Here is a 24,951-nt window from a genome sequence, read left to right on the forward strand (position 1 = left end):
ACCCGTCGGAAAGGTGGCACCCGACCCCGGAAACCCGGATAATGCACAAAAGCCGGACGGGCCTCCCCGTTCGGCTTTTTCCGTGTCTGGGCCTTCCATCGCCGGCCGCTCCCCGTTTGGAGCCGCCTTGCAGGTGCTGGCCAGCCCGCCACGGTTTACCCGTCCGCGGCCCCGATGGCCGCAACAAATCGAGGAGCCCGTCATGGGTCAGTCTGTCGTAGTGTTGGGTGCCCAGTGGGGCGATGAAGGCAAGGGCAAGATCGTCGATCTGCTCACTGAGGAAATCGGCGCCGTCGTGCGCTTCCAGGGCGGCCACAACGCCGGCCACACCCTGGTCATCAACGGCAAGAAGACCGTCCTGCACCTGATCCCGTCGGGCATCCTGCGTGACGACGCGCTGTGCCTGATCGGCAACGGCGTGGTGATCTCGCCGGCCGCGCTGCAGAAGGAAATCGCCGAGCTGGAAGCCTCCGGCGTGGAAGTGCGGTCGCGCCTGAAGATCTCCCCGGCCGCGCCGCTGATCATGCCGTACCACATCGCCCTGGACCAGGCGCGCGAGCGCGCTGCCGGTGGCAAGGCGATCGGCACCACCGGCCGTGGCATCGGCCCGGCCTACGAAGACAAGGTGGCGCGTCGCGGCATCCGCATCGCCGACCTGCATTACCCGAAGCAGCTGGAAGAACTGCTGCGCACCGCGCTGGATTACCACAACTTCGTGCTGACCAAGTATCTGAACACCGATGCGGTCGACTTCCAGAAGACCTTCGACGAAGCGCTGGCCTTCGGCGAATACGTGCAGCCGATGAAGTCCGACGTGGCCGGCATCCTGCACGACCTGCGCAAGCAGGGTAAGCGCGTGCTGTTCGAAGGCGCGCAGGGCGCGCTGCTGGACATCGACCACGGCACCTACCCGTATGTCACCAGCTCCAACACCACCGTCGGTGGCGCGCTGGCCGGTTCCGGCGTCGGCGCCGATTCGATCGACTACGTGCTGGGCATCGCCAAGGCCTACGCCACCCGCGTCGGCGGTGGACCGTTCCCGACCGAGCTGGACGACGAAGTCGGCCAGGGCATCCGTGACCGCGGCGCCGAGTACGGTGCCTCGACCGGCCGTCCGCGTCGTTGCGGCTGGATGGACATCGTCGCGCTGAAGCGTGCCGTGGCCATCAACGGCATCAGCGGCCTGTGCATCACCAAGCTGGACGTGCTGGACGGCATGGAAAAGCTGAAGGTCTGCATCGCCTACGAATACAACGGCAAGCGCACCGAGTACGCGCCGCTGGACGCGCAGGGCTGGGAAGAGTGCACGCCGGTGTACCTGGAGTTCCCGGGCTGGAGCGAGAACACCCACGGAATCACCAACTGGGATGACCTGCCGCCGGCTGCGCGCGCCTACCTGCGTTCGCTGGAAGAGCTGGCCGGCTGCCCGATCAGCATCGTCTCCACCGGTCCGGACCGCGACCACACCATGGTCCTGCAGGATCCGTTTGCCTGAGGTAACGCCGGGCGCTGCCCGGCGTAGGTGACAGGAAAAGCCCCGCGCAAGCGGGGCTTTTTCGTTACTGTGTCGCCAGGGCCAGCAAGGAAGCAAAGCGATGACCAGGATGTCAGCGTGAAGGGCGAGACGGTCGTGCGGATCACTCTGTGGATGTTGTGGAGCCTGTGGGGCATCGCCTGCCTGGTACTGGTGCTGGGCGCGGCCGCCAATACCCTGGCTTCGCGCACGCAGACGGTGCCGTTGGTGCTGAGCCCTGGCGCAACCGCCCAGCTCACCGTCTACCGCCTCATCGATGATCAACTGCGGCTGCGCCTGCGCTATGCCGCAGACGGTACGGAGGCTGACCCCGAGGTGCTGCTGCGCATCGAAACTCCGACCGATCATGGAGACTTCCGCGCAGGGGAGCGTTCGGGAGTGGCCGGGCAGGGTATCAATCGTGGGCTGGCTTCGGTTGAGTCCAGCGGCCTCATGGCGTCCTACTTCGGCTATGGCCGTGGCGACGCATTGCCACGCGGCCGCTCATGGGTGCAGGTAACCGTGCTGGAGGTGGACCCGGCGCTGGCCGATCGCGCGGCCACCGTCGAGCTGCAGCCGCCACTGGACCTGTTGAAGCTGACTGACCTGGATTATGTCTGGTTGTGGCCGTTCTTCTTCTGGAAAGTGGCGGCACTGCTCCTGTTGATTCCAGGGGCTGCCTTGGCGGTGTTCACGTTCACCTTGCGGCGCTGGCAGCACCGGGCTTCGAAGCAGGCGGATTCAGCAGTGGGTACGGATTGACCGATTCCCCCTTCCACCACTGCTTCTCCGGTCCCAGCACGTGCACCTCGAAATGCAGGTGCGGGGCCTCAGCGCTGGCGTTGCCGGTACTGCCCACGTAACCGATCACCTCCCCGCGCCTGATCACCTGCTTTTCGGTCAGGCCATCGGCATAGCGCTGCAGGTGCGCGTAGTAGTAGCACCAGCGTCCGCTGGGCTCGAACTGGTAGATCGTCAAGCCGCCGCGTTTGCTGTCGAACAGTTTTTCCACCGTGCCATCAGCCACCGCGAGTACCGGCGTACCGGCATCGACCAGGATGTCGATGGCATCGTGCACGCGGCCCTCGCTGCGTGCATCGGTGAAGGTGTCGCGCAGCTGCGAGGCCGCGACGCCCTGTACCGGCAGCAGCAGACCGGACGGCGCATCCGCAGTCCGCGCGGCTGACGGTGCGGTGGCGGCGGGGGCAGGGGCCGTGTCGAGCGGCGCTACGGATCCCTTGGCCGGCGCCACAGCTGCTGCCGGTTGTGCTTCCGGCAGCGAGGCGGCTACCGGCTCGCCCGCATCGCGGCGCAGCCACCAGCCGGCCCCCAGTCCCAGCAGCACGCCCAGCACGATCAGCTGAGAAAGGCGCATCGGCTCACTCCTGCATCACCACGGGGACGGAGGTATCCACCGCATCGGCCACGCGCAGCGCATCCCAGTTGGTCATGCGCACGCAGCCATGTGACTCGGTCTTGCCGACATGGCCGGGCTCGGGCGTGCCATGCAGGCCGTAGTGTGGCTTCGACAGATCGATCCAGACCCGGCCGACTGGATTGTTCGGGCCCGGCGGCAGTGTCGCCTTCTTTTCGCCCTTGCGCGCATCCCAGAACAGCTTGGGGTTGTAGTGGAACGGCGGGTCGCGATACACGCCCAGGATCTTCCATTCGCCGATCGGCAGCGGATCGTGCTGGCTGCCGGAGGAAACCGGCACCTGAGCGATCACCTTGCCCTGCGCATCCAGCAACTGCAGGCTGGAATCGGACTTGTCGACGACCACCTTGGCCGCCTTCGGTAGCGGCGATGGTGCGATATTGGGCACCTGGATGCGGTTGCCCGCCTTGCTCAGATCCACGCCCGGATTGAGCAGCTTCAACAGCTCAGGGGATGCGTGGAAGCGTTCGCCCAGCGACTCTTCGACGTTGTTGAAGCCCAGCGATTTCAGTTTGGCCTGTGCGGCGGGGCCCTTCGGCACCGCCTGGAACGGCCCGGCGACATCCTCGCTGGTCAGCGTGTAGCTGGCCAGGGGGGTGACCGTATCAGCCTGCAGGGCCTGCCAGGTCGCGTCGTCCAGTTCACCGGTGACGGTCAGGCCGTGCGCCGCCTGGAAACCCGACACCGCGCGCCGCTGGTTGCTGCCCACTTCACCGTCGATCTGGCCGGGCGAGAAATTCGCACGGTCCAGCAGCACCTGGGCATGCAGGGCGGAACGTGCTGCGGTGTCCGGTCCGGCCTTCTCGGCGATGGGGGCGGGCAGTCCAGGGGGCGGTGCCTGCGCGAACGCCGGCGATGCCAGTAGCGAGAGAGCGAGCAGGGTGGATCGGTACACGGGTAATGGCATTGGGAACTCCAGCAGATGACGCCACCACCTTGCCTGCAGGCCGCGCCGAGCCACCGTGAAAGAGATCTGACGTCTGCATGAGCAGTCGGGTCGTTGCGCGACCGTCCCCGCGCGGGTGCCGCCGGCCACGGGCTCACCAAGGTGAATGGTGCCCACGCCATTGGCGGTTGGCGATCAAGATTGCCTGGCGGGCCGCCGATAACGCCACATCCCCCCCGTTTTGGATGTACCGATGAACTACTTGAGGAATGTCAGGGTTGCCTGGCGTCTTGGGCTGGGCTTTGGCCTGTTGCTGCTGTTGGTTGCGGCCGTGGTGGCCACCGGCGCCACCGCCAGTGTCGTGCAGAAGCGCGCGATGCAGCAGGTGGTCGATGTCAGCGTGGCCAAGGTGCGCCTGCTCTCGCAGATGCTCGATGCCAACAACCAGATGATGGTCGTTCGCCGCGAGATGCTGATCCGCCAGGGCGATGACCGTGGCCATGATGAGCAGCGCATCGCCGATCTGGTCAAGCGCTATGAGGCCAGTTGGACGGCCTACCAGGCGCTGCCCAGCGACGCCGAGGGCAAGGCCATTGCCGAGACCATCGCCGCCAAGCGTGCCATCGCGCGTCCGCTCAACAAGCAGACCAGCGAACTGATGGAGCAGGGCGACTACCCGGGCGCCGTGGCGCTGACCCTGGGCCCGGTGCAGGAAGCCGCCAACGGCTGGAACAAGGCGCTGTCCGATGGCGTGGACTTCGAAGAGAAGGAAAGCCGTGAGGCGGCCGCCGAGGCGATCCGCTTGGGCGAGCGCAGCCTGCTGCAGTTGCTGGTGCTGGGCGGCGTTGCACTGCTGGTCGGCATCGCCGCCTCGGTGATGATCGGCCGCAGCCTGACCGGCCCGCTGGCCCGCGCGGTGAACCTGGCCGAGCGCCTGTCCAGGGGCCAGCTGGATCAGGAGTTCCGCCTCGGCGGCCGTGACGAACTGACCCAGTTGGGCGAGGCGATGGCCAGCGTGCGCCAGAGTGTGCAGGCGGCGATCGGCGCGCAGCTGCAGATGGCCGAACAGCACGAGGCGGGTGCGATCCGTTACCGCATGGACGCCAGCGCCTTCCCCGGTGATTTCGGCCGCATGGTGCAGGCCACCAACAGCCTGGTCGAATCGCACGTGCAGGTGGAACTGCTGATGGCCGAAGTGATGCAGCGCTACGCCATCGGTGACCTCAGCCGCGACCTGCCGGACTACCCGGGCGAGAAGGGCACGCTGACCCGCACCCTGGCCGCAGTGAAGCAGAGCCTGATGGCGATCAACGCGCAGATCGATGCACTGGCCCGGGCCGCGCGCGCTGGTGATTTCAGCATGCGTGGCGATGCCGCTGCGTTCCAGTTCCAGTTCAAGGCGATGGTCGAGCATCTCAACGGCATGATGGCCAGTTCGCAGGCCAGCATTGCTGATGTCTCCGATGTGCTGCGTGCGATCTCGCACGGCGACCTGACTGCACGCATGGACGGCGAGTACGACGGTGTGTTCGCCCGCATGCGCGACGACGCCAACACCACCACCGCGCAGCTGACCGGCATCGTGCGTGGCATCCAGGTGGCCGCCGACAGCATCAACAACGCGGCGCAGGAACTGGCCGCCGGCAACAACGACCTGTCGCGCCGCACCGAGCAGCAGGCCGCCAACCTGGAAGAAGCCGCCGCATCGATGGAGGAACTGACCTCGACTGTGCGCCAGAATGCCGAGCTCGCTCGTCAGGCCGACAGTGAAGCGCACGCCGCCGGTGCCGCCGTACGCGAGACCGAGCAGGCGATGGCGCAGATGGCGTCGGTGATGGGTGAGATCGATCAGTCCTCGGCACGCATCTCGGAAATCTCCACCGTGATCGACGGCATCGCGTTCCAGACCAACATCCTGGCGCTGAATGCTGCGGTTGAAGCCGCGCGTGCAGGTGAGCAGGGCCGTGGTTTTGCCGTGGTCGCCAGCGAGGTACGCACGCTCGCACAGCGTGCCGGTGTCGCCGCCAAGGAGATCAAGGAGCTGATCGAAGACGCTGCTGCCAAGGTGAAGAGCGGCCTGGCGGTGACCGTTGAATCGGAAGCCGCGATCGCCCGCGTGGCCCAGGCCAGCTCGCGCACCACGCAGCTGATGAGCGACATCGCAGCGGCCAGCAAGGAACAGGCCGCCGGTATCGAGCAGGTCAACCAGGTGGTGGTGCAGATGGACCAGGTGACCCAGCAGAACGCTGCGCTGGTGGAAGAAGCCACTGCCGCCAGCCGCGCGCTGGAGGAACAGGCGCATGCGCTGACCACGTCGGTGGCGGTGTTCAAGGTGGAGCAGGGCGCGCGCATGCCCATCGTGCCTGCGCAGGCGGCGTAAGCAACCTGCGACTGGATGTTGGATGACGCCCTGCATGCGATGCCCCGCATGCAGGGCACCGCATGCACGCAACCGGTCGGTGCCGCTGGCTAGCGGCCGCGCGCGGCGCGTTCGATCAGCCAGCCGGCTGCGTACAGCAACAGCAGTGTTGGCGGAACCAGTACTGCATACGCGGTCGACCAGGGTTTGCCGTACAGCAGGCTGCCTGCGCCGATGGCATCGAGTGCAGCAGACTGCAGGGTGATGGGGAGCGACATCAGGATATAGGCCCCCTTCGGGTCCGCATCCGACTGCGCGCCGTGAACCAGCCATGCGGTCAACAGCAGGTAGACCACGCAAAGCGCAAGACCGGTCCAGCTCAGTAATCGCCGCATCTTCATCCGCACGCCTCCGTTCAACGGACGTCGAAGTGAGCCTGCAGAGGCAGGCTCACATTCCGCAGCAGATCCCTGACCACCACCTGCGCAGTCCACGTACCTTTCGGATCACTGGCCTCGGCCACGAACTTCAGGTGCAGGTTGGTCATGTACAACAGGGTTGGCGGGCCGGGCAGGGCAGCGGTGAAACAGGGAACATCGCGTTCGTCGATGCTGGTACTGCCGTCCGGGCGCAGCATGCGCAGATCGCAGTGCACCTTGGGCACGCGGTTCTCATCCAGTTGCGGGTTGGACAGGAATGTCAGCAGGAACAATTCACCGCCCGGGTGGACTTCGTCGGCCTGGGTAAAACCGGGAGTGGACTCTGGTGGGGTTTCCCACTTGGCCCGCCAGTCGGCATCGGAGGTGACCAGCAGCGATGCCGCAAAGCCACCGCTGGATTTCATGGCATCGGTCTCCGGCATCGCCTTGCCTGCCCCGTTTATCCAGCCATCGTTGGCGGAACTGTTCAGTGGCAGCATCATGACCATCATGGCCAGCGCGTAGGTCCATCGCATCAGAGGCTCTCCTTGGCAGCCGCGTCCCGCGGCAGAGCGGGCAGTATCGCTCAACCTTGACTGGCAAAGCAGCAGGAGAGCCGGAGCGAAAGTTCCGCTGCCTGCCGATGTGGGCGATGCTTGCCAGCAAAGGAGGTGACATGGGAATCGGGAGCGAGGAAAAGCCGGGCTGTGATTCAGCATCACCCACGCCGCAGCACGTGCTGATGCTGCCCGGGCTGGATGGCTCCGGCAGACTGTCGATCCCGTTTCTGTCAGCACTCCAGGCTCATGGGCTGACGACGCAGGCGATTACGCTGCCTGCGCAGGGAGGGCAGGATCACGCCACGCTGGCCCAACGGCTGTGGTCGCAGCTGCCCGGCCATCCCTTCATCCTGCTTGCCGAGTCCTTCTCGGGCCCGTTGGCGGTTGAACTGGCCACGCGACAGCCCGCCGGGCTGCGCGGACTGGTGCTTGCCGCGACCTTTGCGCGTCGGCCGTTGCCATTGCCGGCAGCCAGCGCAGCCCTGCTGACGCCGGCCTGGCCTTTGCCTCCCGTGGCGTTGCTGGCGCGCCTGCTGCTGGGGCGGTGGCGCACCCGCGACCACGTATCGATGCTGCGCGATGCGCTGGCCCGGATTCCGGCGGCCACACTGCGGCGACGCGCCGCAGCGACCCTGCGCGTCGACGTACGCGCATTGCTGCCGGCAATCGACGTGCCGACGCTGTGCCTGCACGCGTGCCATGACCGCCTGCTGTGGCCGCCCAGCGTGGCAGAACTTCAGGCCTTTTTGCCGGATGCCCGGCATGTTTCGCTGGAAGGGCCGCATCTGCTGCTGCAGGCACGCGCTGACGCATCCGCAGCCGAAGTTGCAGCGTGGATGAGGACGCTGTCGCCCTGATCGAAGGACTCAGCCGCGCGCGCGGGTACGCGCGGCCTTCTTCGCCGCCACCTTGCGCACGGTCTTCTTCGCCGCACGTGTCTTCGCCGCCTTCTTCGCTGCAGCACTGCGCGAGGCGGCTGTACCGGCCTTCTTGGCCGCTGTCTTCTTTGCGGTTTTCTTTGTGGCTGTCTTGCGAGCCGGTGCCTTCTTTGCCGCCGCCTTCCTGGCTGTCGTCTTCTTCGCAGGGGCCTTCTTCGCCGCCGTCGTCTTGGTCGTGGCCTTCTTTGTGCCCGACTTTCTGGCAGGCGCCTTCTTGGCAGCCTTCTTGGTGGTCGCCTTCTTCGTACCCTTGCGCGCGCTGCCGCTACGCTTGCCACCACCATCCTGCTTGTTCACGGTCGCCCAGGCAATGCGCTCGGCCGTGCCTTCGCTGGCACCGCGCTCGCGCTCGCTTTCCTCGATGTGCTCGGCCTGGCGCTTCTGTTTATCGGAGTATGCGGATTTGTCACCACGGGGCATGACAGTTCTCCTGTTGCTGTAGTCAGGCCAGCAGGCGCAGCTTGGGTTCGCGCGCCCACTGGCGGGTGGCGGCCGCCGCCAGGAATGCCTTGGCGTCTTCCGCTTCGACGATGCCGGCGTCGTTGCCGACCCTTGCCGCCTTCAGCAGCGTCTGGCCGCCCGCATCGCTGGCGATGGCCTTCAGGTGCGCCCACGCCTGGCTGACGAATTCGATGGCTGCACTCTCTTTCGACAAGGCCTTCGCCGCTTCCGGGCTGAGCACCACGGCTACTGCATCGAACACGGCCGACGGGGTGCCCGCCAGTTGCCCATCCGCCGCCTGCAGCGCGCCATCGCTGAGCGTGGCGCCACCCACTCTGGGGGCAACCAGCTTCACATCCGCACCTGCTTTCCTGGCTGCCTTGCTCAGGCTGGCAATGATCCGGGCATCAGAACCCTCATCGAACAGGATGCCGATGCAGCGCCCTTGCAGGGTGGGTTTGTTGCGACCGATCACCCGCACTTCGGGGGCGGGGGGCATGTCCCGCACTGGGGTAGCGGTCGGCGCCGGGTCGGGCAGTGCAGGCAACGCAAGACCATCGGCCACGCGCTGCGCCAGTGAGTCATCGATGTTGCGCAGGTGGCTGACGGTGCGTACCCGCACCTTCAGCGTTTCCACCTTGGACAACTCGAACACCAGCGCCGATGCCAGGTGCGCCTGCTCCGGCTTTTCGAGGCTGCGGAAAAACATGCGGGCCTGGCTGTAGTGGTCGGCGAAACTCTCCGCGCGGGTGCGACCCTTGCGGCCATCGTCGGCGCTGGCATGGCTGCGGAATCCGGCAGGCGTCTCGCGCGGGGTGTCCTCCTGCAGCGAACTGGGATCGTAGGCCACCCGGCCCTTGGGAACCTGCATCTGCATGTGGCCGTCGCGCTGATGATTGGCAAACGGGCACTTGGGCGCATTCACCGGGATCTGGTGGAAGTTCGGGCCGCCCAGGCGCAGCAGCTGGGTGTCCAGGTAGGAGAACAGGCGCCCCTGCAGCAGCGGGTCGTTGCTGAAGTCGATGCCCGGTGGCACGTTGGCCGGGCAGAAAGCCACCTGCTCGGTCTCGGCGAAGAAGTTGTCCGGCCAGCGGTCCAGCACCATGCGCCCGATGACCTGCAACGGCACCAGCGATTCGGGAATGATCTTGGTCGGGTCCAGATGATCGAACGGGAATGCGTCGGCGTCTTCTTCGGTGAACAACTGCACCGCCAGTTCCCATTCCGGGAAGTCGCCGCGCTGGATGGCCTCGAACAGGTCACGGCGATGGAAGTCATTGTCGGCCGACTGCAGCTTCAGCGCTTCGTCCCAGACCGTGGACTGGATACCCAGCTTGGGCCGCCAGTGGAACTTGACGAACGTTGACTCGCCGGCCTCGTTCAGCAGGCGGAAGCTGTGCACACCGAAGCCTTCGATCATCCGCAGCGAACGCGGTATGGCGCGGTCGCTCATCGCCCACATGATCATGTGCATCGATTCGGGCATCAGCGAAATGAAGTCCCAGAACGTGTCATGGGCCGACGCGGCCTGCGGGAAGGCACGGTCCGGTTCCATCTTCACCGCGTGCACCAGGTCCGGGAATTTCATGGCGTCCTGGATGAAGAACACCGGGATGTTGTTGCCGACCAGGTCCCAGTTGCCCTCCCTGGTATAGAACTTCACCGCGAAGCCGCGCACGTCGCGCGGGGTGTCCACTGAACCTGCGCCACCGGCCACGGTCGAGAAGCGGGTGAACACGGGTGTCTTCACGCCAACCTCGGTCAGGATGCGCGCGCGGGTATGCTCCTTCAGTGATCGGGTCAACTCGAAGTAGCCATGCGCAGCGCTGCCGCGGGCGTGCACGATGCGCTCGGGAATGCGCTCATGGTCGAAGTGGGTGATCTTCTCGCGCAGGATGAAGTCCTCCAGCAGCGTAGGCCCCCGAGGTCCCTGCCGCAGGGAGTTCTGGTTGTCTGCCACCGGGATGCCCTGATCGGTGGTCATCGCCGGATGACTGCCCCCGGCCTGCTGGTGCAGTTCATCGCCGCTGCCGCGGTGGTGGTTCTCGGCGTGGGTGGTTGCGCGCTTGCCGGTCGGCTTGCTGGCGGCCATTGACGTTGGCTCCGGATGCTCAAAGAGAACCACGACACTGGAACCGGGCCCGTTAAACCGAGGTCCGGCAAAGGTGAACGTACAGGCAAAAGCAGGCTCGGGTATGCTTGCTCCATGCGAGTCGAGCCCGCCGACATCGAAGCCCTGTTCGACGCCATCCCGGATGTGCTGTTCTTCATCAAGGACCTTCAGGGGCGTTACACCCACGTCAACCAGACCATGCTGCGGCGGCTGGGCCTGCGCGCCCGCAAGGACGTGATCGGGCGTACCGCGGCGGAGATCTACCCGACCGGGCTGAGCGCCGACTACGTGGACCAGGACGCCCGCGTGCTGGCCGGTGAGGTGATCGAGAACCTGATGGAGCTGCACCTGTTCGCCAACCGCGAACCGGGCTGGTGCCTGACCTGCAAGCGTCCGCTGGTGGTCGATGGAGCCATCGAGGGCCTGATCGGCATTTCCCGCGACCTTGGCCAGAAGGACAGTCTGGGTACCCAGTACGAGCAGCTGCGGCTGGCGCTGGCCCACCTCAACGCGCACTACGCCGAGAACGTGCGCATGCAGACCCTGCTGGACATCACCGGTTTTTCGCTGTCCAAGCTGGAGCGCAGCTTCCGCAAGGTGTTCCAGATGACCCCGCAGCAGGTGCTGACCCGGCTGCGGATCCAGATGGCCATGCACCTGCTGCACGGTGACGAGAGCATCGCCAGCATCGGCCAGGCCTGCGGTTTCAGCGACCAGAGCGCCTTTACCCGCAAGTTCAAGGCTGAAACCGGTTTCTCGCCGCGTGCCTACCGCGCCCGTATTGGTGGCAGTGTCGGAGAGCCGGCACTGGCCTGAGCCGCCTGCTGCGCTGTGCCTATCCCCGCGGGCATGGGACAGGGTAAGGTGTCGCCCCTGTAGCCCGCCGCCAGCCCTGCCGATGCCCAACTCGATTCCGACCGCTTCACCGTCCCGCCTCGGACATTCGCTCAAGCCCCGCCAGCTGATCATGATGGGCCTGGGCAGCGCCATCGGCGCCGGCCTGTTCCTCGGCTCGGGCGTGGGTGTGCAGGCGGCCGGTCCGGCGGTCCTGGTGTCGTATCTGGTCGCCGGCGCGCTGGTGATCATCGTGATGAACGCTCTGGGCGAAATGGCGGCGGCCAAACCGACCAGCGGCGCGTTCTCGGTCTATGCCGCCGATGCCATGGGCGCCACCGCCGGTGCCACCGTCGGCTGGTTGTGGTGGGTGCAGCTTGTGATCGTGATCGCCGCCGAGGCGGTGGGAGCGGCCGGTCTGCTGGCCACCGTCTGGCCAGCAGTACCTGTACCGATGGCGGCGCTGGCCTTCATGCTGTTCTTCACCGCGATCAACCTGCTCGGGGTGAAGAACTTCGGCGAGTTCGAATTCTGGTTCGCCATCCTCAAGGTGGCGGCGATCCTGGCCTTCATCGCCATCGGCGTGGCGCTGCTGATGGGCTGGCTGCCGCAGGTGACCTCGCCGGGCCTGAGCAACTTCACCGAGCATGGTGGCTTCGCGCCGAAGGGCCTGGCCGGTATTGGCGCTGCACTGCTGGTTGTCGTTTTTGCCTTCGGTGGCACCGAGATCGTGGCCGTTGCGGCGGCGGAGACCGAAGATCCGGAACGCAGCATCGCCCGTGCCATCCGCACCGTGGCGTGGCGCATCCTGGTGTTCTATATCGGCTCGCTGAGCGTGATCATCGCCGTCGTACCGTGGACCAGCGAAGCGCTGAAGTCGCCGTTTGCCGCCGTGCTGGATATCGCCCGCATCCCGGGCGCGGGCACCGCCATCACCCTGATCGCGGTGATCGCGCTGCTGTCGGCGCTCAATGCCAACCTCTACGGCGCCTCGCGCATGATGTATTCGCTGGCGCAGCGTCGTGAAGCGCCGGCCGTGCTGGGCTGGACCGATCCGCGCCAGGTGCCGGTGATTGCCGTGCTGGCCAGCGTGCTGTTCGGTTTCGCCGCCACGGTGATGGAGCTGCTGTTCCCGGACCGGGTGCTGCCGGTGCTGCTGAACATCGTCGGTTCCACCTGCCTGCTGGTGTGGACGCTGTCGCTGGTGTCGCAGCTGGTGCTGCGCCGCCGCGCGGATCGCCTGGGTACCCGGCTGCCGTTCCGCATGGCCGGCTTCCCGTGGCTGACCTGCTGCGCGCTGGCGATCCTGGCACTGATCTTCGGCCTGCTGCTGAGCGAGTCGCACACCCGCCTGCAGTTCCTGTCGATGGTGGCGCTGACCGCCACCATCGCCGCCGGCAGCGCCATCGCGCGGCGCATGCGCGAGGCGTGACTGAAGCTGCCGGCCAGCGGCCGGCACTACCACGGAGGCTGCACATCCGCCGTGCCATCCTGATCGTGTGGGCCGTCATCGGCCCGTCGACCGGGAGTACCGCATGCTGCGCAGTCGCCCCTTCCTGATGTTTACCGGCCAGGCCGAGGCCGCCCTGGCCCTGTACGCCGAGGCCTTCGCCGATTTCCGCCTGCTGGCAATGCAGCGCCATCCGGACGGCGCCGGTGCCGGCGTGCCCGGGCAGGTCCGACAGGCCATCTTCCTGCTCGGTGGCACCCACTACCTGTGCTTTGACAGCCTGGACGTGCACGATTTCACCTTCAGCCGGTCGATCTCGCTGTTCGTCGAGTGCTCCGGCGCCGAGCAGTTCGAGCGCGCCGCGCGCGTGCTGGGCGAGGGCGGCCACTGGCTGATGCCGGTGGGCGACTATGACTTCAGCAACCGCTACGGCTGGGTGCAGGATCGCTTCGGCGTGTCGTGGCAGTTGAGCCTGGGGCAGATGCCGGACCCGTGATCGGGATTACCGTGGGTGTGGACCCTGGTCCACCCGCCCTCATGAAAACGGCCCGCTTGCGCGGGCCGTTCTCTTTACCGATGCCGCGAGGAATCAAGCCTCGACTTCATCATCCTTGTAGGCATCGACCGGGATGCAGGCGCACATCACGTTCTTGTCGCCGTACACGTTGTCGACGCGCGCCACCGGCGGCCAGTACTTGCTCTGCTTCAGGCTGGCCAGCGGGAAGGCAGCCAGTTCGCGCGGGTAGGCGTGGGTCCACTCGCTGGCGGTCACCGCGGTGGCGGTGTGCGGCGCGTTCTTCAGCGGGTTGTCCTCGCGGTCCAGGCGGCCGTCTTCGATCGCGGTGATCTCCTCGCGGATCTGGATCATCGCGTCGATGAAGCGGTCCAGCTCGTGCAGCGATTCGCTCTCGGTCGGTTCGACCATCAGCGTGCCGGCCACCGGGAAGCTCAGGGTCGGGGCGTGGAAGCCGAAGTCGATCAGGCGCTTGGCGACGTCCTCGGCGCCGATGCCGCTGGTCTTCTCCAGCGGGCGTACGTCGAGGATGCACTCGTGTGCCACCAGGCCGTTGCGGCCGGTGTACAGGGTCTTGAAGTGCGGGGCCAGGCGCTTGGCGATGTAGTTGGCGTTGAGCTGCGCGACCTGGGTGGCCTTGCGCAGGCCTTCGCGGCCCATCATCGCGATGTACATCCAGCTGATCGGCAGGATCGAGGCGCTGCCGAAGCTGGCGGCGCTGACCATGCCGACCGGGCCGTTGTCACCCAGCTTGCCCGGCAGGAACGGGGCCAGGTGTTCCTTGACCGCGCACGGGCCGACGCCCGGGCCGCCGCCGCCGTGCGGGATGCAGAAGGTCTTGTGCAGGTTCAGGTGCGAAACGTCCGAACCCCACTTGCCGGGCTTGGCCACGCCGACCAGGGCGTTCATGTTGGCGCCGTCGGTGTACACCTGGCCGCCGTGCTGGTGGATGATCTCGCAGATCTCGACCACCTCTTCCTCGAACACGCCGTGCGTGGACGGGTAGGTCATCATGATCGCGGCCAGGCGGTCGCTGTACTTCTCGGCGTTGAGGCGGATGTCTTCCACATCGACGTTGCCGTTGGCATCGGTCTTGGTGACCACCACCTTCATGCCGCACATCTGCGCCGAGGCCGGGTTGGTGCCGTGCGCCGAATCCGGGATCAGGCAGATGTCGCGGTGGCCTTCGCCGCGCGAGCGGTGGTATGCCCGGATCGCCAGCAGGCCGGCGTACTCGCCCTGTGCGCCGGAGTTCGGCTGCAGGCTGACCGCGTCGTAGCCGGTGCATTCGACCAGCATCGCTTCCAGCGTGTCGATCAGTTCCTTGTAGCCCAGCGCCTGGTCGGCCGGCACCAGCGGGTGGATCTGCGAGAACTCCGGCCAGGTCACCGGGATCATCTCGGCGGTGGCGTTGAGCTTCATGGTGCACGAACCCAGCGGGATCATCGTGCGGTCCATCGCCAGGTCCTTGTCGGCCAGCGAACGCAGGTAGCGCAGCAGTTCGTGCTCGCTGTGGTGGGTGTTGAACACCGGGTGGGTCAGGAACGCGGACTGGCGCAGCAGGCCGGCCGGCAGCGCGTCGGCGGTGCTGGCATCCAGTGCGTCGACGTCCAGCGAGGCACCGAACACCGCAGCCACGGCGACGATGTCGGCGCGGGTGGTGGTCTCGTCCAGGCTGATGCCGACCGAGTCGCTGTCGATCGCGCGCAGGTTGTAACCGGCGGCGCGTGCCTTGGCATGGATTTCATCGGCATGCACGCCGGTGACGTGCAGGGTGTCGAAGAAGTCGCCACCGACCTGCACGCCGGCATTGCGCAGCGCTGCGGCCAGGATCGAGGCCAGTCGATGGGTGCGGCGGGCAATGCGGGTCAGGCCTTCCGGGCCGTGGTAAACGGCGTACATCGAGGCCATCACCGCCAGCAGCACCTGCGCGGTACAGATGTTGGAGGTGGCCTTCTCGCGGCGGATGTGCTGTTCGCGGGTCTGCAGGGTCAGGCGGTAGGCCGGGTTGCCCTGGGCATCGATCGAAACGCCGATCAGGCGGCCCGGCATCGAGCGCTTGTAGGCGTCACGGCAGGCCATGAAGGCGGCGTGCGGGCCACCGAAACCGAACGGCACGCCGAAACGCTGGCTGTTGCCGACAACGATGTCCGCGCCCCATTCGCCCGGGGCAGCCAGCAGGGTCAGGGCCAGCAGGTCGGTGGCCACGGCCACCAGGCCGCCGCGTGCGTGCACGGCATCGACCAGCGCCTTGTAGTCGCCGACCTGGCCGAAGGTGTCCGGATACTGCAGCAGCAGGCCGAACGCTTCCGCTTCCAGTGCTTCGGCCGGGGTGCCGACGCGCAGCACGATGCCCATGGGCTCGGCGCGGGTACGCAGCAGTTCCAGGGTCTGCGGGTGCACGGCGTCGTGCACGAAGAAGGTGTCCGACTTCGACTTGGCCGAACGCTTGGCCAGGGTCATCGCTTCGGCGGCGGCGGTGGCTTCGTCCAGCAGCGAGGCGTTGGCGATTTCCATGCCGGTCAGGTCGGCGCACAGGGTCTGGAAGTTGATCAGCGCTTCCATGCGGCCCTGCGAGATTTCCGCCTGGTACGGGGTGTAGGCGGTGTACCACGCCGGGTTTTCCAGGATGTTGCGCAGGATCACGTTCGGCGTGTGGGTACCGTAGTAACCCTGGCCGATGAAGCTGCGCAGCACGGTGTTCTTGTCGGCGATCGCACGGATCTTCGCCAGTGCCTGCACTTCGGTCATCGACTCCGGCAGTGCCAGCGGTGCCGGCGACTTGATCTTGGCCGGCACGATGGCGTCGGTCATCGCATCCAGCGACGCGTGGCCGACGACGTCGAGCATCTGCGCGATCTCGGCGTCGTTGGGGCCGATGTGGCGCTCGACGAACGCGTTGTGGTGCTCGAGCTCACGCAGGGAAGGGGTGTTCTGGGACATGGCGAAGGATCCGTCAGGAAAGGGCACACGCACGGGCACAAGCCGCCGGTCGGCGGTCTGCGGGGCGCCCCTCTGTCCTTTTGCCTGAGAGTTTAAAAGCGCGGCGGACCGCAGCTTCGTGCCCCTTCGGCGCCGGATCGAACCGGTCTCTCCAGAGTTGTGTTACGGGTGGTATCGGGCCTGAGCGATTACGGGCGTTGCGCCTTCGGCAGCGGTGTTCCGCTTCTCCCACCGTGTTGCCCGCCGATTATAGCCCGTTGCGGGCGCGGCGGCCGCCTTCGGTCCTGGAGGCCGCGCCTGAATGGCCGATGGCCCGTCCGTGCGTTTTGTGCACTGCTGCATGGCATCAGGTGCAATCCCCACCTATGATGGGCGGATACCCGAATTCATCTGGCGCCGTCCCTGCTGCAGGGGACCGGCGCCCGCCGTGCGTGCCGCGCATGGCCCTGCCGGACGCCTTTCCCATGACCGCCGCTGTTGCTCCCTCCACCCGCCGCATGGCCCTGCTGCTCGCCGGCCTGGCCATGTTCGGTCCGTTCTCGATCGACACCATCTTCCCGGCGTTCCCGCAGCTGGCCCAGCGCCTGGCGGTGGACGAGGTGGCGGTGCAGCAGACCATCAGCGTGTACCTGCTGTTCTACGGCCTGATGAGCCTTGCGCACGGCCCGCTGTCCGATGCCTGGGGCCGCAAGCGGGTGATCCTCGGTGGCCTGATGGTGTTCGTCGGCGCTTCGGTCGGCTGCGCGCTGTCCACCGACCTGACCACGCTGCTGGCGTTCCGTGCGCTGCAGGGCCTGTCAGCAGGCGTCGGCATGATCGTCGGCCGCGCGGTGATCCGCGACCTGTACCACGGACACGACGCGCAGCGTCTGATGAGCCAGGTATCGATGCTGTTCGGCATCGCTCCGGCCATCGCACCGATCATTGGCGGCTGGATCCTGCTCAGTGGCGCCGGCTGGCCACTGATTTTCTGGTTCCTGGTGGTGTTTGCGCTGCTCCTGCTGGCGGCCACTGCACGCTACCTGCCGGAAACCCATCCGGTGGAGGCACGGGTGCCGTTGTCGCCGCGCGTGCTGCTGCGTGATTACGTGCGCATCGGTTTCAACCCGCGGTTTCTGCGCCTGGCGCTGGCCGGCAGCATCGGTTTCGGCGGCATTTTCCTGTACATCTCCTCGGCGCCGGTGTTCGTGATGCAGCACCTGCATCTGGGCGAGGGTGGTTTTGCCTGGCTGTTCATCCCCACCATCGGCGGCATGACCACCGGCTCGTTCCTGTCCGGGCGCATGGCCGGGCACACCACGCCCACCCGCCAGGTGTCCATTGGTTTCGGCCTGTGTGCGCTGTCGGTGCTGCTGAATGTCGGCTACGTGGCGCTGTCGCCACAGTTCGTGCTGCCATGGGCGGTACTGCCGATCTTCCTGGGCGGCATGGGCATGGCATTGATCTTCCCGATCCTGGCGCTGGCGGTGCTGGACATGTACCCGCACCAGCGCGGCCTGGCCTCGTCGCTGCAGGCCTTCGTGCAGCTGATGATCAGCACGGTGGTGGCCGGCGTGGTGTCGCCGCTGCTTAGCGCCAGCCCGCTGCACCTGGCGCTGGGGCAGGCCGCGTTCTTCGCCGCCGGCTTCGTGTTCTGGTACTGGGAACACCAGCGTGAACGCGCGGCACAGGCGGCCTGCACGGGCCATTGAGCAGCGCGCAGGGGTAGGGCCGGCCGCTTTGCCCGCAACGCTTGCGAAGAGGAACGACCGGACTAGGCTGGGCACTCCAGCCAGCCGGTGCGTGGATGCACGACAGCCAGCCAATCCGATGTCGTTGCATGAGGTTCCCCATGGCTGCGCAGCAGACCTACCGCCTGTTCGAGGTGGCGCTGAAGGAGCGCCGCGTTCTTTCCCCTTCCCTGGACCGCATGGTGTTCACCGGTGCCGACGTGGCGCGGATGAAGACCGAAGGCCCTGACCAGCGCATCAAGGTGTTCTTCCCCTTGCCCGGCCAGGAGGTGCCGCAGGTCCCCAGCGGTGAAGACTGGTACCCACGCTACCGGGCCCTGCCGGACGACAAGCGCCCGCCGATGCGTACCTACACCATCCGCCAGTTGCGCGCCGAGCAGGGCGAGGTCGACGTCGATTTCGTCATCCATGGCGAAACCGGCCCCGCCTCGCGCTGGGCCATGCACGCCCGCCCAGGCGACCGTGTGGTGCTGCTGGCCCCGGACGCCGACTGTGCCGAGAGCAGCGAGGGCTGGGAGTGGAAGCCACCGGCCGGTGTCGGCCAGGTGCTGCTGGTGGCCGATGAAACCGCGTTGCCTGCGGTGGCCGGCATCCTCGAGGAACTGGCGGCCATGGTCGACCCACCGCGCACGCTGGCGCTGCTGGAGGTGGCGCAGGCCGGTGATGCGGTGCACCTGAAGGCGCCCTCCAGCGCCGAGCTGGTCTGGCTGCCGCGCGGGCAGGCCGCCTACGGACAGCGGTTGCTGCAGGCGGTCCAGGCGCGGTTGGCAGCGACCTCGGGCGTGGCTGCCGGCGATGCGCTGGAGGAGATCGACGTCGATACGCAGATCCTCTGGGAGCAGGCCGAAACCGGTGTGGCCGGGCCGCTGTATGCCTGGGTGGCGGGCGAGGCGGGGGCCGTGATGGCGATCCGTCGCCATCTGGTGCGCGATTGCGGGCTGGACCGCCGCGCGATCACCTTCATGGGCTACTGGCGGCACGGCAAAGTGCTGGACTGAGGGGTGTGAAGCGGTGCTGCGGGCGGGGTGCGCTATCCTTGCGCCCCCCTTCGCAGCGGTACCGCACCATGTCCACCAGCTCCAAGACCCGCCGCGACCAGCGCCGTCGCCAGGAAAAGCAGGCCGCCAACAAGGCCGCCGCGCAGGCCTCGCCGGTGGAGCCGCATGCGGAACTGCGCGATGCACAGCGCACCCTGCTGGCCGGTGTCGTGCGCCGCGACGGCGAATGGGTGCTGGGCATGGATGGCCGCATTGCCGGCCACAGCGAAAGCGCCGCACAGGTGCTGGCGCTGATCATGCAGGCCGGTGAGCTGCACGAACGCAATGGCACGCCGGTGCGCCTGATGTACTCCGACGCGCTGCGCGATGCCGCACAGGCCGAAGCCAGGGAGAAGGGCCAGACCTTCGAGGAATTCAAGGCCGAGCTGGCCGCAGCGATGGCCGCGAAGAAGAACAGCTGACCGCTGTTGCGGTAGAGCCGGCCGCTGGCCGGCTGCCAGACGGATTTCCACCGTGCAGTTGCCGGCCAGCGGCCGGCATTACCGGAAAGGGACGGATCCTCGCGGACCCGCCCCTTTTTTCATTTTGCCGCCGGGGCCGCGTTGGCCTGCCAGCCGCACATCTGGCCTTTGACTGCTGTTGCGGTAGAGCCGGCCGCTGGCCGGCTGCCCGTTGGGTCTTCATCGCGGAGTTGCCGGCCAGCGGCCGGCACTACCGGAAAGGGGCGGATCCTTTCGGACCCGCCCCTTTTTTCATTTCGCCGCCGGGGCCGCGTTGGCCTGCCAGCCGCACATCTGGCCTTCGTTCTGCTGCTTCAGCCACTCGTTGACCGGGGTGAAGTACTCGATCATCGGGCCGGCATCGAGCTTGTCGGTACCGGTCAGCTCCTTCAGCGTGGCCTGCCACGGCTGGCTGGCACCCTTGCTCAGCATCGCCCAGTACTTCTGGCCGGCTTCCTTGTTGCCGTAGAAGGTGCACTCATGCAGCGGGCCCTTGTAGCCGGACGCGTCGCACAGGCCCTTGTAGAACTGGAACTGCAGGATGCGCGCCAGGAAGTAGCGGGTGTACGGAGTGTTGCCCGGCACGTGGTACTTCGCGCCCGGATCGAAGAACTCTTCGCCACGGGTGCTGGCCGGCGCCACGCCCTGGTACTTGGCCTTCAGGTCCCACCACGCCTTGTTGTAGTTGTCGGCAGTGATCGAGCCATCGAACACGCCCCAGCGCCAGCGGTCGATCATCAGCCCGAACGGCAGGAACGACACGCCTGACAGCGCCATGCGCATCTGGTTGTTGATGACCGCCTCGCGGCTTTCGGTCGGCGCATCGACCAGGCCGATCGAGCTGAGGTACTCGGGCGTCATCGCCAGCACGATGGTGTCGCCGATCGCTTCATGGAAGCCATCGTTGGCACCGCCCTGGAACAGCGGCGGCAGCGGGTTGTAGGCCAGGTCGTAATAGATGTGGCCCAGCTCGTGGTAGATGGTGGTGAAGTTCTCTTCGTTCGGCTTGATGCACATCTTGGTGCGCACGTCGCCTTCCATGTTCATGTCCCAGGCACTGGCGTGGCAGACCACGTCGCGGTCGTCAGGCTTGATGAACTGGGTCTTTTCCCAGTAGGACTGCGGCAGCGACGGCATGCCCAGCGACACGTAGAAGTCCTGCGCGCGCTCGGTCATCTGCTTGGCGGTACGCAGTTCGGCCTCGCGCTGCGCCTTGTACTGCGCGGCCACGTTGGCATCCTTGCCGGCCTTGGCCAGCGCCGCGCTCAGGTTGGTCTGGTACTGCTTTTCCAGCGCCGCGGTGATGTCCAGGCTGCCGGCGCCCGGGTACGGTTCCAGCTGGTCCCACAGGTTCGACCAGTCCTGCTGCCACATGTTGCCCAGCAGGTGCGCGGCGATCAGGCCATTGCCTACTTCGGCCTTGTCCTTGCCATAGGTCTTGTCCAGCTTGCCGCGCGCGTAGCAGTGCAGCTGCTCGTACATCGGCTTGACCTGTTCCCACAGGCGGTCGGTTTCCGGGCCGATCTGCTCCGGCGGCATGTCGTAGCCGCTGCGCCACATCTGGCCGGCATCGGTGAAGCCCATGCCCTTGGCGCCTTCGTTCACCAGGCCGACGAACTTCTGGTAGTCGCCGCGCATGCTCTTGGTGGTGCTGTGCCAGCCCTGCCAGGCGTCAAGCTGCTTGCCGTAGTCGCGGCTGCGCGCCAGTACCTGTTCCAGCTCGCCCAGCTGGCGGCAGGAGTTCGGATCGTTGGCGTCGGTGCAGTACTTGCCAGCGCCGTAGCTGCCTTCCATGCGGGTGGCGATCTGGGTCAGCTCGGCCAGCTTGGCCGGATCGCGCGGCGCCGGCATCGAGGACATCAGTTTCAGCAGGTGGATCGCACGCTTGCTGTCCTCGCTCATCGGCTTGCCGTCGAACTTGGCGGCCTGCTCGATCCAGCTGTTGAGCTGGGTCAGCGAGCGCTCGTTGGCCTTGGCCGCGATGCGTTCGGAATCACTGTTGATGTAGGTGGAAGACAGCCACTGCGCCGAGGTCATCTCCGGGTAGGCGGCCTTGAATTCGGCATTGATGCGGGCCACGAACTGGTCGGCGGTTTCGCCGGCCGGGACGCTGCTGCTGGCGGTATCGGTGCCTGGGGCAGCTTCCTTCTTGCAGGCGGCCAGGGCCAGCGTGGCGGCGGCGATTGCCGAGGCCAGCAGGAGATGACGGTGTTTCACGGGCGGTCCTTGGGTGGTGAACGACGGCCGAAGGCTAGTGGGCCGTCGCTGCCACCGCAAGTGGCGGAAGTCGGCCGGGCGGCGCCCGGCACCCGCAGAGGCCTTCAAGCAACGGCAAAGGCCGAAGCAACAGCGTGCATTCCGTGGGATGGCGGGGCGGTGTGGGTGGGCAGGACACGCCGTAAACCCATCCATGGGGGCTCGATGGCGCCATCCATGGCGCCAACGGTCCTGCCCATCCACACCGCCCCGCCTTCGACAGATTCCGGCGGCTGTTGGTAGGTGTCGACCTTGGTCGACACATCTGTCAGATATCGAATGAGTCATCCACGCATGGCGTGGATCTCCTGTGTCGACCAAGGTCGACACCCACCAGGGCAATGCGTCGTTCCGACAGATCGCGGAAAACTGTCGAAGGCGGGGTGGGTCCGGTGGCGGGAGTGTCCGCGGCATGGATGCCGCGGCCAAGCCCCCATGGATGGGTTTACGGCGTCTCCCGCCACCGGACCCACCCCGCCATCCCTCAGGAAACCCGCTTCTGCTGTTGCTGTCGAGGCTGCCGGCCAGCGGCCGGCACTACCGCGGGTGCAGGGCTGCAAGCCCTGCCGAACAACCCTCAACCTTCGCAGTTGGCGAACAGGTCGCGATCGCGCTCATACAGCGAGGTCTTCACCTGCATCAGGCCCAGCACCGACGGGAACAGGTTGTCGTGGTCGGTATAGGCCGCCGAACGCTTGCGCACGCACTGCAGGTCCAACCCACGGCTGCTGGCAAAGCCCGGCGAGAACCACATCGTCATCGGTACGCGGGTCTGCTCGGCCGGAGCGATCGCATACGGCACGCCATGCAGGAACAGGCCCTTCTCGCCCAGCGATTCACCATGGTCGGACAGGTAGATCATCGCCGTGTCGTAATCCTGCATGCCCTGCAGGGTGCCGATGGTCTTGCTCAGGAAATGATCGGTGTACAACACCGCGTTGTCATAGCTGTTGGTGATCTCTTCGCGAGAGCAACGGCCGATGTCACGGGTGTCGCAGGTTGGCTTGAAGCGCGCGAAGGCTGCCGGGTAACGCTCGAAGTAGGCCGGGCCGTGGTTGCCCAGCTGGTGCAGCACCACCACCCGGTCGCCGGGCTTGGCACGCACCTGGGTGGCCAGGTCCTGCAGCAGGATCTCGTCCATGCAGCGGCCATCGGCGCACAGCCCCGGCGTGGTCGCATCGGACAGCGACTGGAACTCCAGCCCTTCGCAGACGCCCTTGCAGCCGGACTGGTTGTCACGCCACAACGGTGCGATGCCGGCGCGGTTCAGCACGTGCAGCAGCGACTGGTGTGCACGGATCTTCTTTTCATCGTAGTCGTGGCGTCCCCACGGCGAGAACAGGCACGGCAGCGATACTTCGGTGCTGGTGCCGCAGGAGTGCATGTCGGGGAAGTTGATCACCGGTGCCTGGGCCAACTCCGGGGTGGTGTTGCGGCCACCGTTGAGCCCCCAGTTCTGCGCGCGCACGGTTTCGCCCATGACGATCACCAGCAGGCGCGGCTTGCTGGCCGGGGCGCGTGGCGTGGCCTTGGCGTCGGTGCCGATCGGCAGCTTCGGCGCGCGCTGCACCGGGTTGTCGCCACGCAGCGCGCGCGGCATACCGAGCAGCACGTTGGCCGGGGTGGCGAGATAGCGTACTTCGCGCTGGTTGCGCATCAGCGCCGAGATATCCTGGAACGAGATCAGCGCACCGCCAACTGCGGTCGCCGCCGCCACGACCAGGAAGCCGAGTCGCCACAGCAGGCTGCGGCCACAACTGCGTCGGCGCAGCTGCACGCGCCACAGCACCACCATCGGCAGCACGGCCAGCAGCAGCACCGGCCACAGCAGCGATACGGTCATCAGCTCGCGGCTCTCCTTGGGGTCGGTCGCCAGCACGTTGCGCAGCATGTCCGCATCCAGATAGATGTGGTAGCGGTTCATGTAGTGCGCAGCGAACGCCGTCACCAGCAGCAACAGGCTGATTACCACTTTGGCATTCCAGCGCCAGACCAGGATGCCCAGCAGCACGCCGTGTGCACCCAGCAGCAACAGCAGCAGCGAAAGCGCGTAACGCAGGCTGCCTGGATGGCTGGCCATCGCGCTGTGCCAGAACAGGCCGTTGCCGGCCACCGCGAAGAACAGGCTGGTCAGCGCGATCAGTGCTTCCGTGGAGAGCTGCGGCCGCCAGTTGCGAAGACCCGCAAGGGCGGGGAGGCGGGCGGGGCGTTGGACCGATGCACTCATGCGTTTGCCTCCTGGCGGTGGGGACGGTCCAGCTGACGGTGGATCAGAACATACAGGCCCAACGAAAGCAGCCAACATATCAACGCGGTGGCAATGTCATGCGAAAGGAAATGGGCGCCCCGCAACTGCTGGCTGATCCCGAACACCAGGCCGGTGCCGAGGCCGATCCAGAGCCCGGTCCAGCGCCAGGACGGCCGCCACAGCAACGCGAAGAAGTACAGGCAGAGCCACGCATAGCCTGCGCTGGCGTGGCCTGCCGGGAAGCAGGCCTGTGCCGGCATGCCTTCCGGGCGCAGGGTGAACAGACCGATGAAAGGCTGGTGGCCACCGTAGCGCAGCAGGTCCCACGGGCATTCCATCGGCACCAGCGACTTCAGCAGGGAGATCACGCCGGTGCCCAGTGCCATGGCAATCACGACATAAAGCAGCGCCCATTGCAGGGTGCGATCGCGACCCTTACGCCAGTGGTGGAAGCACAGCAGGATCACGACCAGCGCCGCCGCCGTGCTCAACCATTTGCCGGCCTTGTGCACGACGCTGCGGGTGATCCAGGCGTCCTGCAGCGCCCAGTGGCTGCCTTCAAGACGGAACAGGTGATCGGCCACCCATTGATCGCCGCCGAAGCCCATCAGCAGCGTAAACAACGGCAGACCGATTGCGACAGGCAGCCAGAGGTGAGTTACGGCAAATCGAGACGCCAGTGGTGATGTCGCAAGCGGCGCTACCGAATCAAGGGGACGGACGGGCATGCTGGGAAGGGGCGGTTCGGGAATCCGCGCTCATGCTCGTCACCTGGATGTCGGAGAAGGGTCGGACGCCCGTTCGCGCCGGGTTA

At 66.5% G+C, this 24,951-nt stretch carries 20 protein-coding genes and 1 riboswitch; of the genes, 10 read left to right on the forward strand and 10 right to left on the reverse strand.

The annotated features are described in order from the left end of the window. The first annotated feature begins 202 nt into the window (after positions 1-202). Together H4O10_RS18630 and H4O10_RS18635 are read left to right on the forward strand one after the other, a co-directional pair. Positions 203-1,495: an adenylosuccinate synthase gene (locus tag H4O10_RS18630; RefSeq protein ID WP_005410639.1), complete on the forward strand. Its 1,293-nt coding sequence runs from the start codon at positions 203-205 to the stop codon at positions 1,493-1,495. 117 nt (positions 1,496-1,612) lie between these two features. Next, on the forward strand, positions 1,613-2,275 hold the full coding sequence (locus H4O10_RS18635; RefSeq protein WP_049452374.1) for a hypothetical protein: 663 nt from the start codon (positions 1,613-1,615) through the stop codon (positions 2,273-2,275). On the opposite strand, the gene H4O10_RS18640 is transcribed toward H4O10_RS18635, so the two are convergent. Beyond that, positions 2,211-2,888, reverse strand: coding sequence for a M23 family metallopeptidase (locus H4O10_RS18640; RefSeq protein WP_049452373.1), 678 nt, complete (start codon positions 2,886-2,888; stop codon positions 2,211-2,213). The two genes, H4O10_RS18635 and H4O10_RS18640, sit on opposite strands and share 65 nt — an antisense overlap. Positions 2,889-2,892: 4 nt before the next feature. Next, entirely contained in the window at positions 2,893-3,855 is a 963-nt protein-coding gene (locus H4O10_RS18645; RefSeq protein WP_005410636.1) for a L,D-transpeptidase family protein, read from the reverse strand. A gap of 232 nt (positions 3,856-4,087) precedes the next feature. On the opposite strand from H4O10_RS18645, the gene H4O10_RS18650 reads away from it, so the two are divergent. After that, on the forward strand, positions 4,088-6,214 hold the full coding sequence (locus tag H4O10_RS18650) for a methyl-accepting chemotaxis protein (RefSeq protein WP_005410635.1): 2,127 nt from the start codon (positions 4,088-4,090) through the stop codon (positions 6,212-6,214). 89 nt (positions 6,215-6,303) lie between these two features. Here the strand turns inward: H4O10_RS18650 and H4O10_RS18655 are convergent, their stop codons facing one another. Both H4O10_RS18655 and H4O10_RS18660 read right to left on the reverse strand, forming a co-directional pair. Then, positions 6,304-6,594, reverse strand: coding sequence for a hypothetical protein (locus tag H4O10_RS18655; RefSeq protein ID WP_005410634.1), 291 nt, complete (start codon positions 6,592-6,594; stop codon positions 6,304-6,306). 14 nt (positions 6,595-6,608) lie between these two features. Continuing rightward, the gene (locus H4O10_RS18660; RefSeq protein ID WP_049452372.1) at positions 6,609-7,148 is read right to left on the reverse strand and encodes a hypothetical protein; all 540 of its coding nucleotides are present in this window, start codon (positions 7,146-7,148) and stop codon (positions 6,609-6,611) included. Positions 7,149-7,288: 140 nt separating this feature from the next. Between H4O10_RS18660 and H4O10_RS18665 the strand changes: the two genes are divergently transcribed. After that, entirely contained in the window at positions 7,289-8,029 is a 741-nt protein-coding gene (locus H4O10_RS18665; protein WP_049452371.1) for an alpha/beta hydrolase, read from the forward strand. 9 nt (positions 8,030-8,038) lie between these two features. Here H4O10_RS18665 and H4O10_RS18670 read toward each other — a convergent pair whose 3' ends face one another. Continuing rightward, positions 8,039-8,530: a hypothetical protein gene (locus H4O10_RS18670; protein ID WP_049404556.1), complete on the reverse strand. Its 492-nt coding sequence runs from the start codon at positions 8,528-8,530 to the stop codon at positions 8,039-8,041. Positions 8,531-8,552: 22 nt separating this feature from the next. Continuing rightward, positions 8,553-10,643, reverse strand: coding sequence for a catalase (locus tag H4O10_RS18675; protein ID WP_049452370.1), 2,091 nt, complete (start codon positions 10,641-10,643; stop codon positions 8,553-8,555). Positions 10,644-10,757: 114 nt separating this feature from the next. Here H4O10_RS18675 and H4O10_RS18680 point away from each other — a divergent pair, with 114 nt between their 5' ends. The 3 genes from H4O10_RS18680 (at position 10,758) to H4O10_RS18690 (ending at position 13,444) form a co-directional block, all read left to right on the forward strand. Next, positions 10,758-11,480 (forward strand): AraC family transcriptional regulator, encoded by a 723-nt coding sequence (locus H4O10_RS18680; RefSeq protein WP_005410629.1) that lies wholly within the window; start codon positions 10,758-10,760, stop codon positions 11,478-11,480. A gap of 82 nt (positions 11,481-11,562) precedes the next feature. Next, positions 11,563-12,930, forward strand: a complete 1,368-nt coding sequence (locus H4O10_RS18685; protein ID WP_005410628.1) for an amino acid permease — start codon at positions 11,563-11,565, stop codon at positions 12,928-12,930. 103 nt (positions 12,931-13,033) lie between these two features. Further along, positions 13,034-13,444: a VOC family protein gene (locus tag H4O10_RS18690; RefSeq protein ID WP_049452369.1), complete on the forward strand. Its 411-nt coding sequence runs from the start codon at positions 13,034-13,036 to the stop codon at positions 13,442-13,444. Positions 13,445-13,537: 93 nt separating this feature from the next. Here H4O10_RS18690 and gcvP read toward each other — a convergent pair whose 3' ends face one another. Next, positions 13,538-16,405, reverse strand: a complete 2,868-nt coding sequence (gene gcvP / locus H4O10_RS18695) for an aminomethyl-transferring glycine dehydrogenase (RefSeq protein WP_024956945.1) — start codon at positions 16,403-16,405, stop codon at positions 13,538-13,540. A gap of 62 nt (positions 16,406-16,467) precedes the next feature. Next, a riboswitch (glycine riboswitch) is annotated at positions 16,468-16,570 on the reverse strand. Positions 16,571-16,869: 299 nt separating this feature from the next. On the opposite strand from gcvP, the gene H4O10_RS18700 reads away from it, so the two are divergent. The 3 genes from H4O10_RS18700 (at position 16,870) to H4O10_RS18710 (ending at position 19,594) form a co-directional block, all read left to right on the forward strand. Beyond that, a complete protein-coding gene (locus H4O10_RS18700; RefSeq protein ID WP_033835396.1) occupies positions 16,870-18,096 on the forward strand; it encodes a multidrug effflux MFS transporter in 1,227 nt (408 codons plus the stop codon). A gap of 140 nt (positions 18,097-18,236) precedes the next feature. Next, complete coding sequence (locus H4O10_RS18705; RefSeq protein ID WP_049430600.1) at positions 18,237-19,133, forward strand: siderophore-interacting protein; 897 nt, start codon at positions 18,237-18,239, stop codon at positions 19,131-19,133. Between the two features lie 68 nt (positions 19,134-19,201). Beyond that, on the forward strand, positions 19,202-19,594 hold the full coding sequence (locus H4O10_RS18710) for a hypothetical protein (RefSeq protein ID WP_005410623.1): 393 nt from the start codon (positions 19,202-19,204) through the stop codon (positions 19,592-19,594). A gap of 291 nt (positions 19,595-19,885) precedes the next feature. Here the strand turns inward: H4O10_RS18710 and H4O10_RS18715 are convergent, their stop codons facing one another. The 3 genes from H4O10_RS18715 to H4O10_RS18725 form a co-directional block, all read right to left on the reverse strand. Beyond that, positions 19,886-21,850 (reverse strand): M2 family metallopeptidase, encoded by a 1,965-nt coding sequence (locus H4O10_RS18715; protein WP_049452368.1) that lies wholly within the window; start codon positions 21,848-21,850, stop codon positions 19,886-19,888. A gap of 616 nt (positions 21,851-22,466) precedes the next feature. After that, positions 22,467-24,116: a phosphoethanolamine--lipid A transferase gene (locus H4O10_RS18720; protein ID WP_049453997.1), complete on the reverse strand. Its 1,650-nt coding sequence runs from the start codon at positions 24,114-24,116 to the stop codon at positions 22,467-22,469. Next, a complete protein-coding gene (locus H4O10_RS18725) occupies positions 24,113-24,865 on the reverse strand; it encodes a phosphatase PAP2 family protein (protein WP_012480985.1) in 753 nt (250 codons plus the stop codon). Before H4O10_RS18725 ends, H4O10_RS18720 begins: the two co-directional genes overlap by 4 nt. Positions 24,866-24,951 lie beyond the last annotated feature (86 nt).

Source organism: Stenotrophomonas sp. I18B00994 (assembly GCF_014145825.1).
GTDB lineage: Bacteria > Pseudomonadota > Gammaproteobacteria > Xanthomonadales > Xanthomonadaceae > Stenotrophomonas > Stenotrophomonas maltophilia.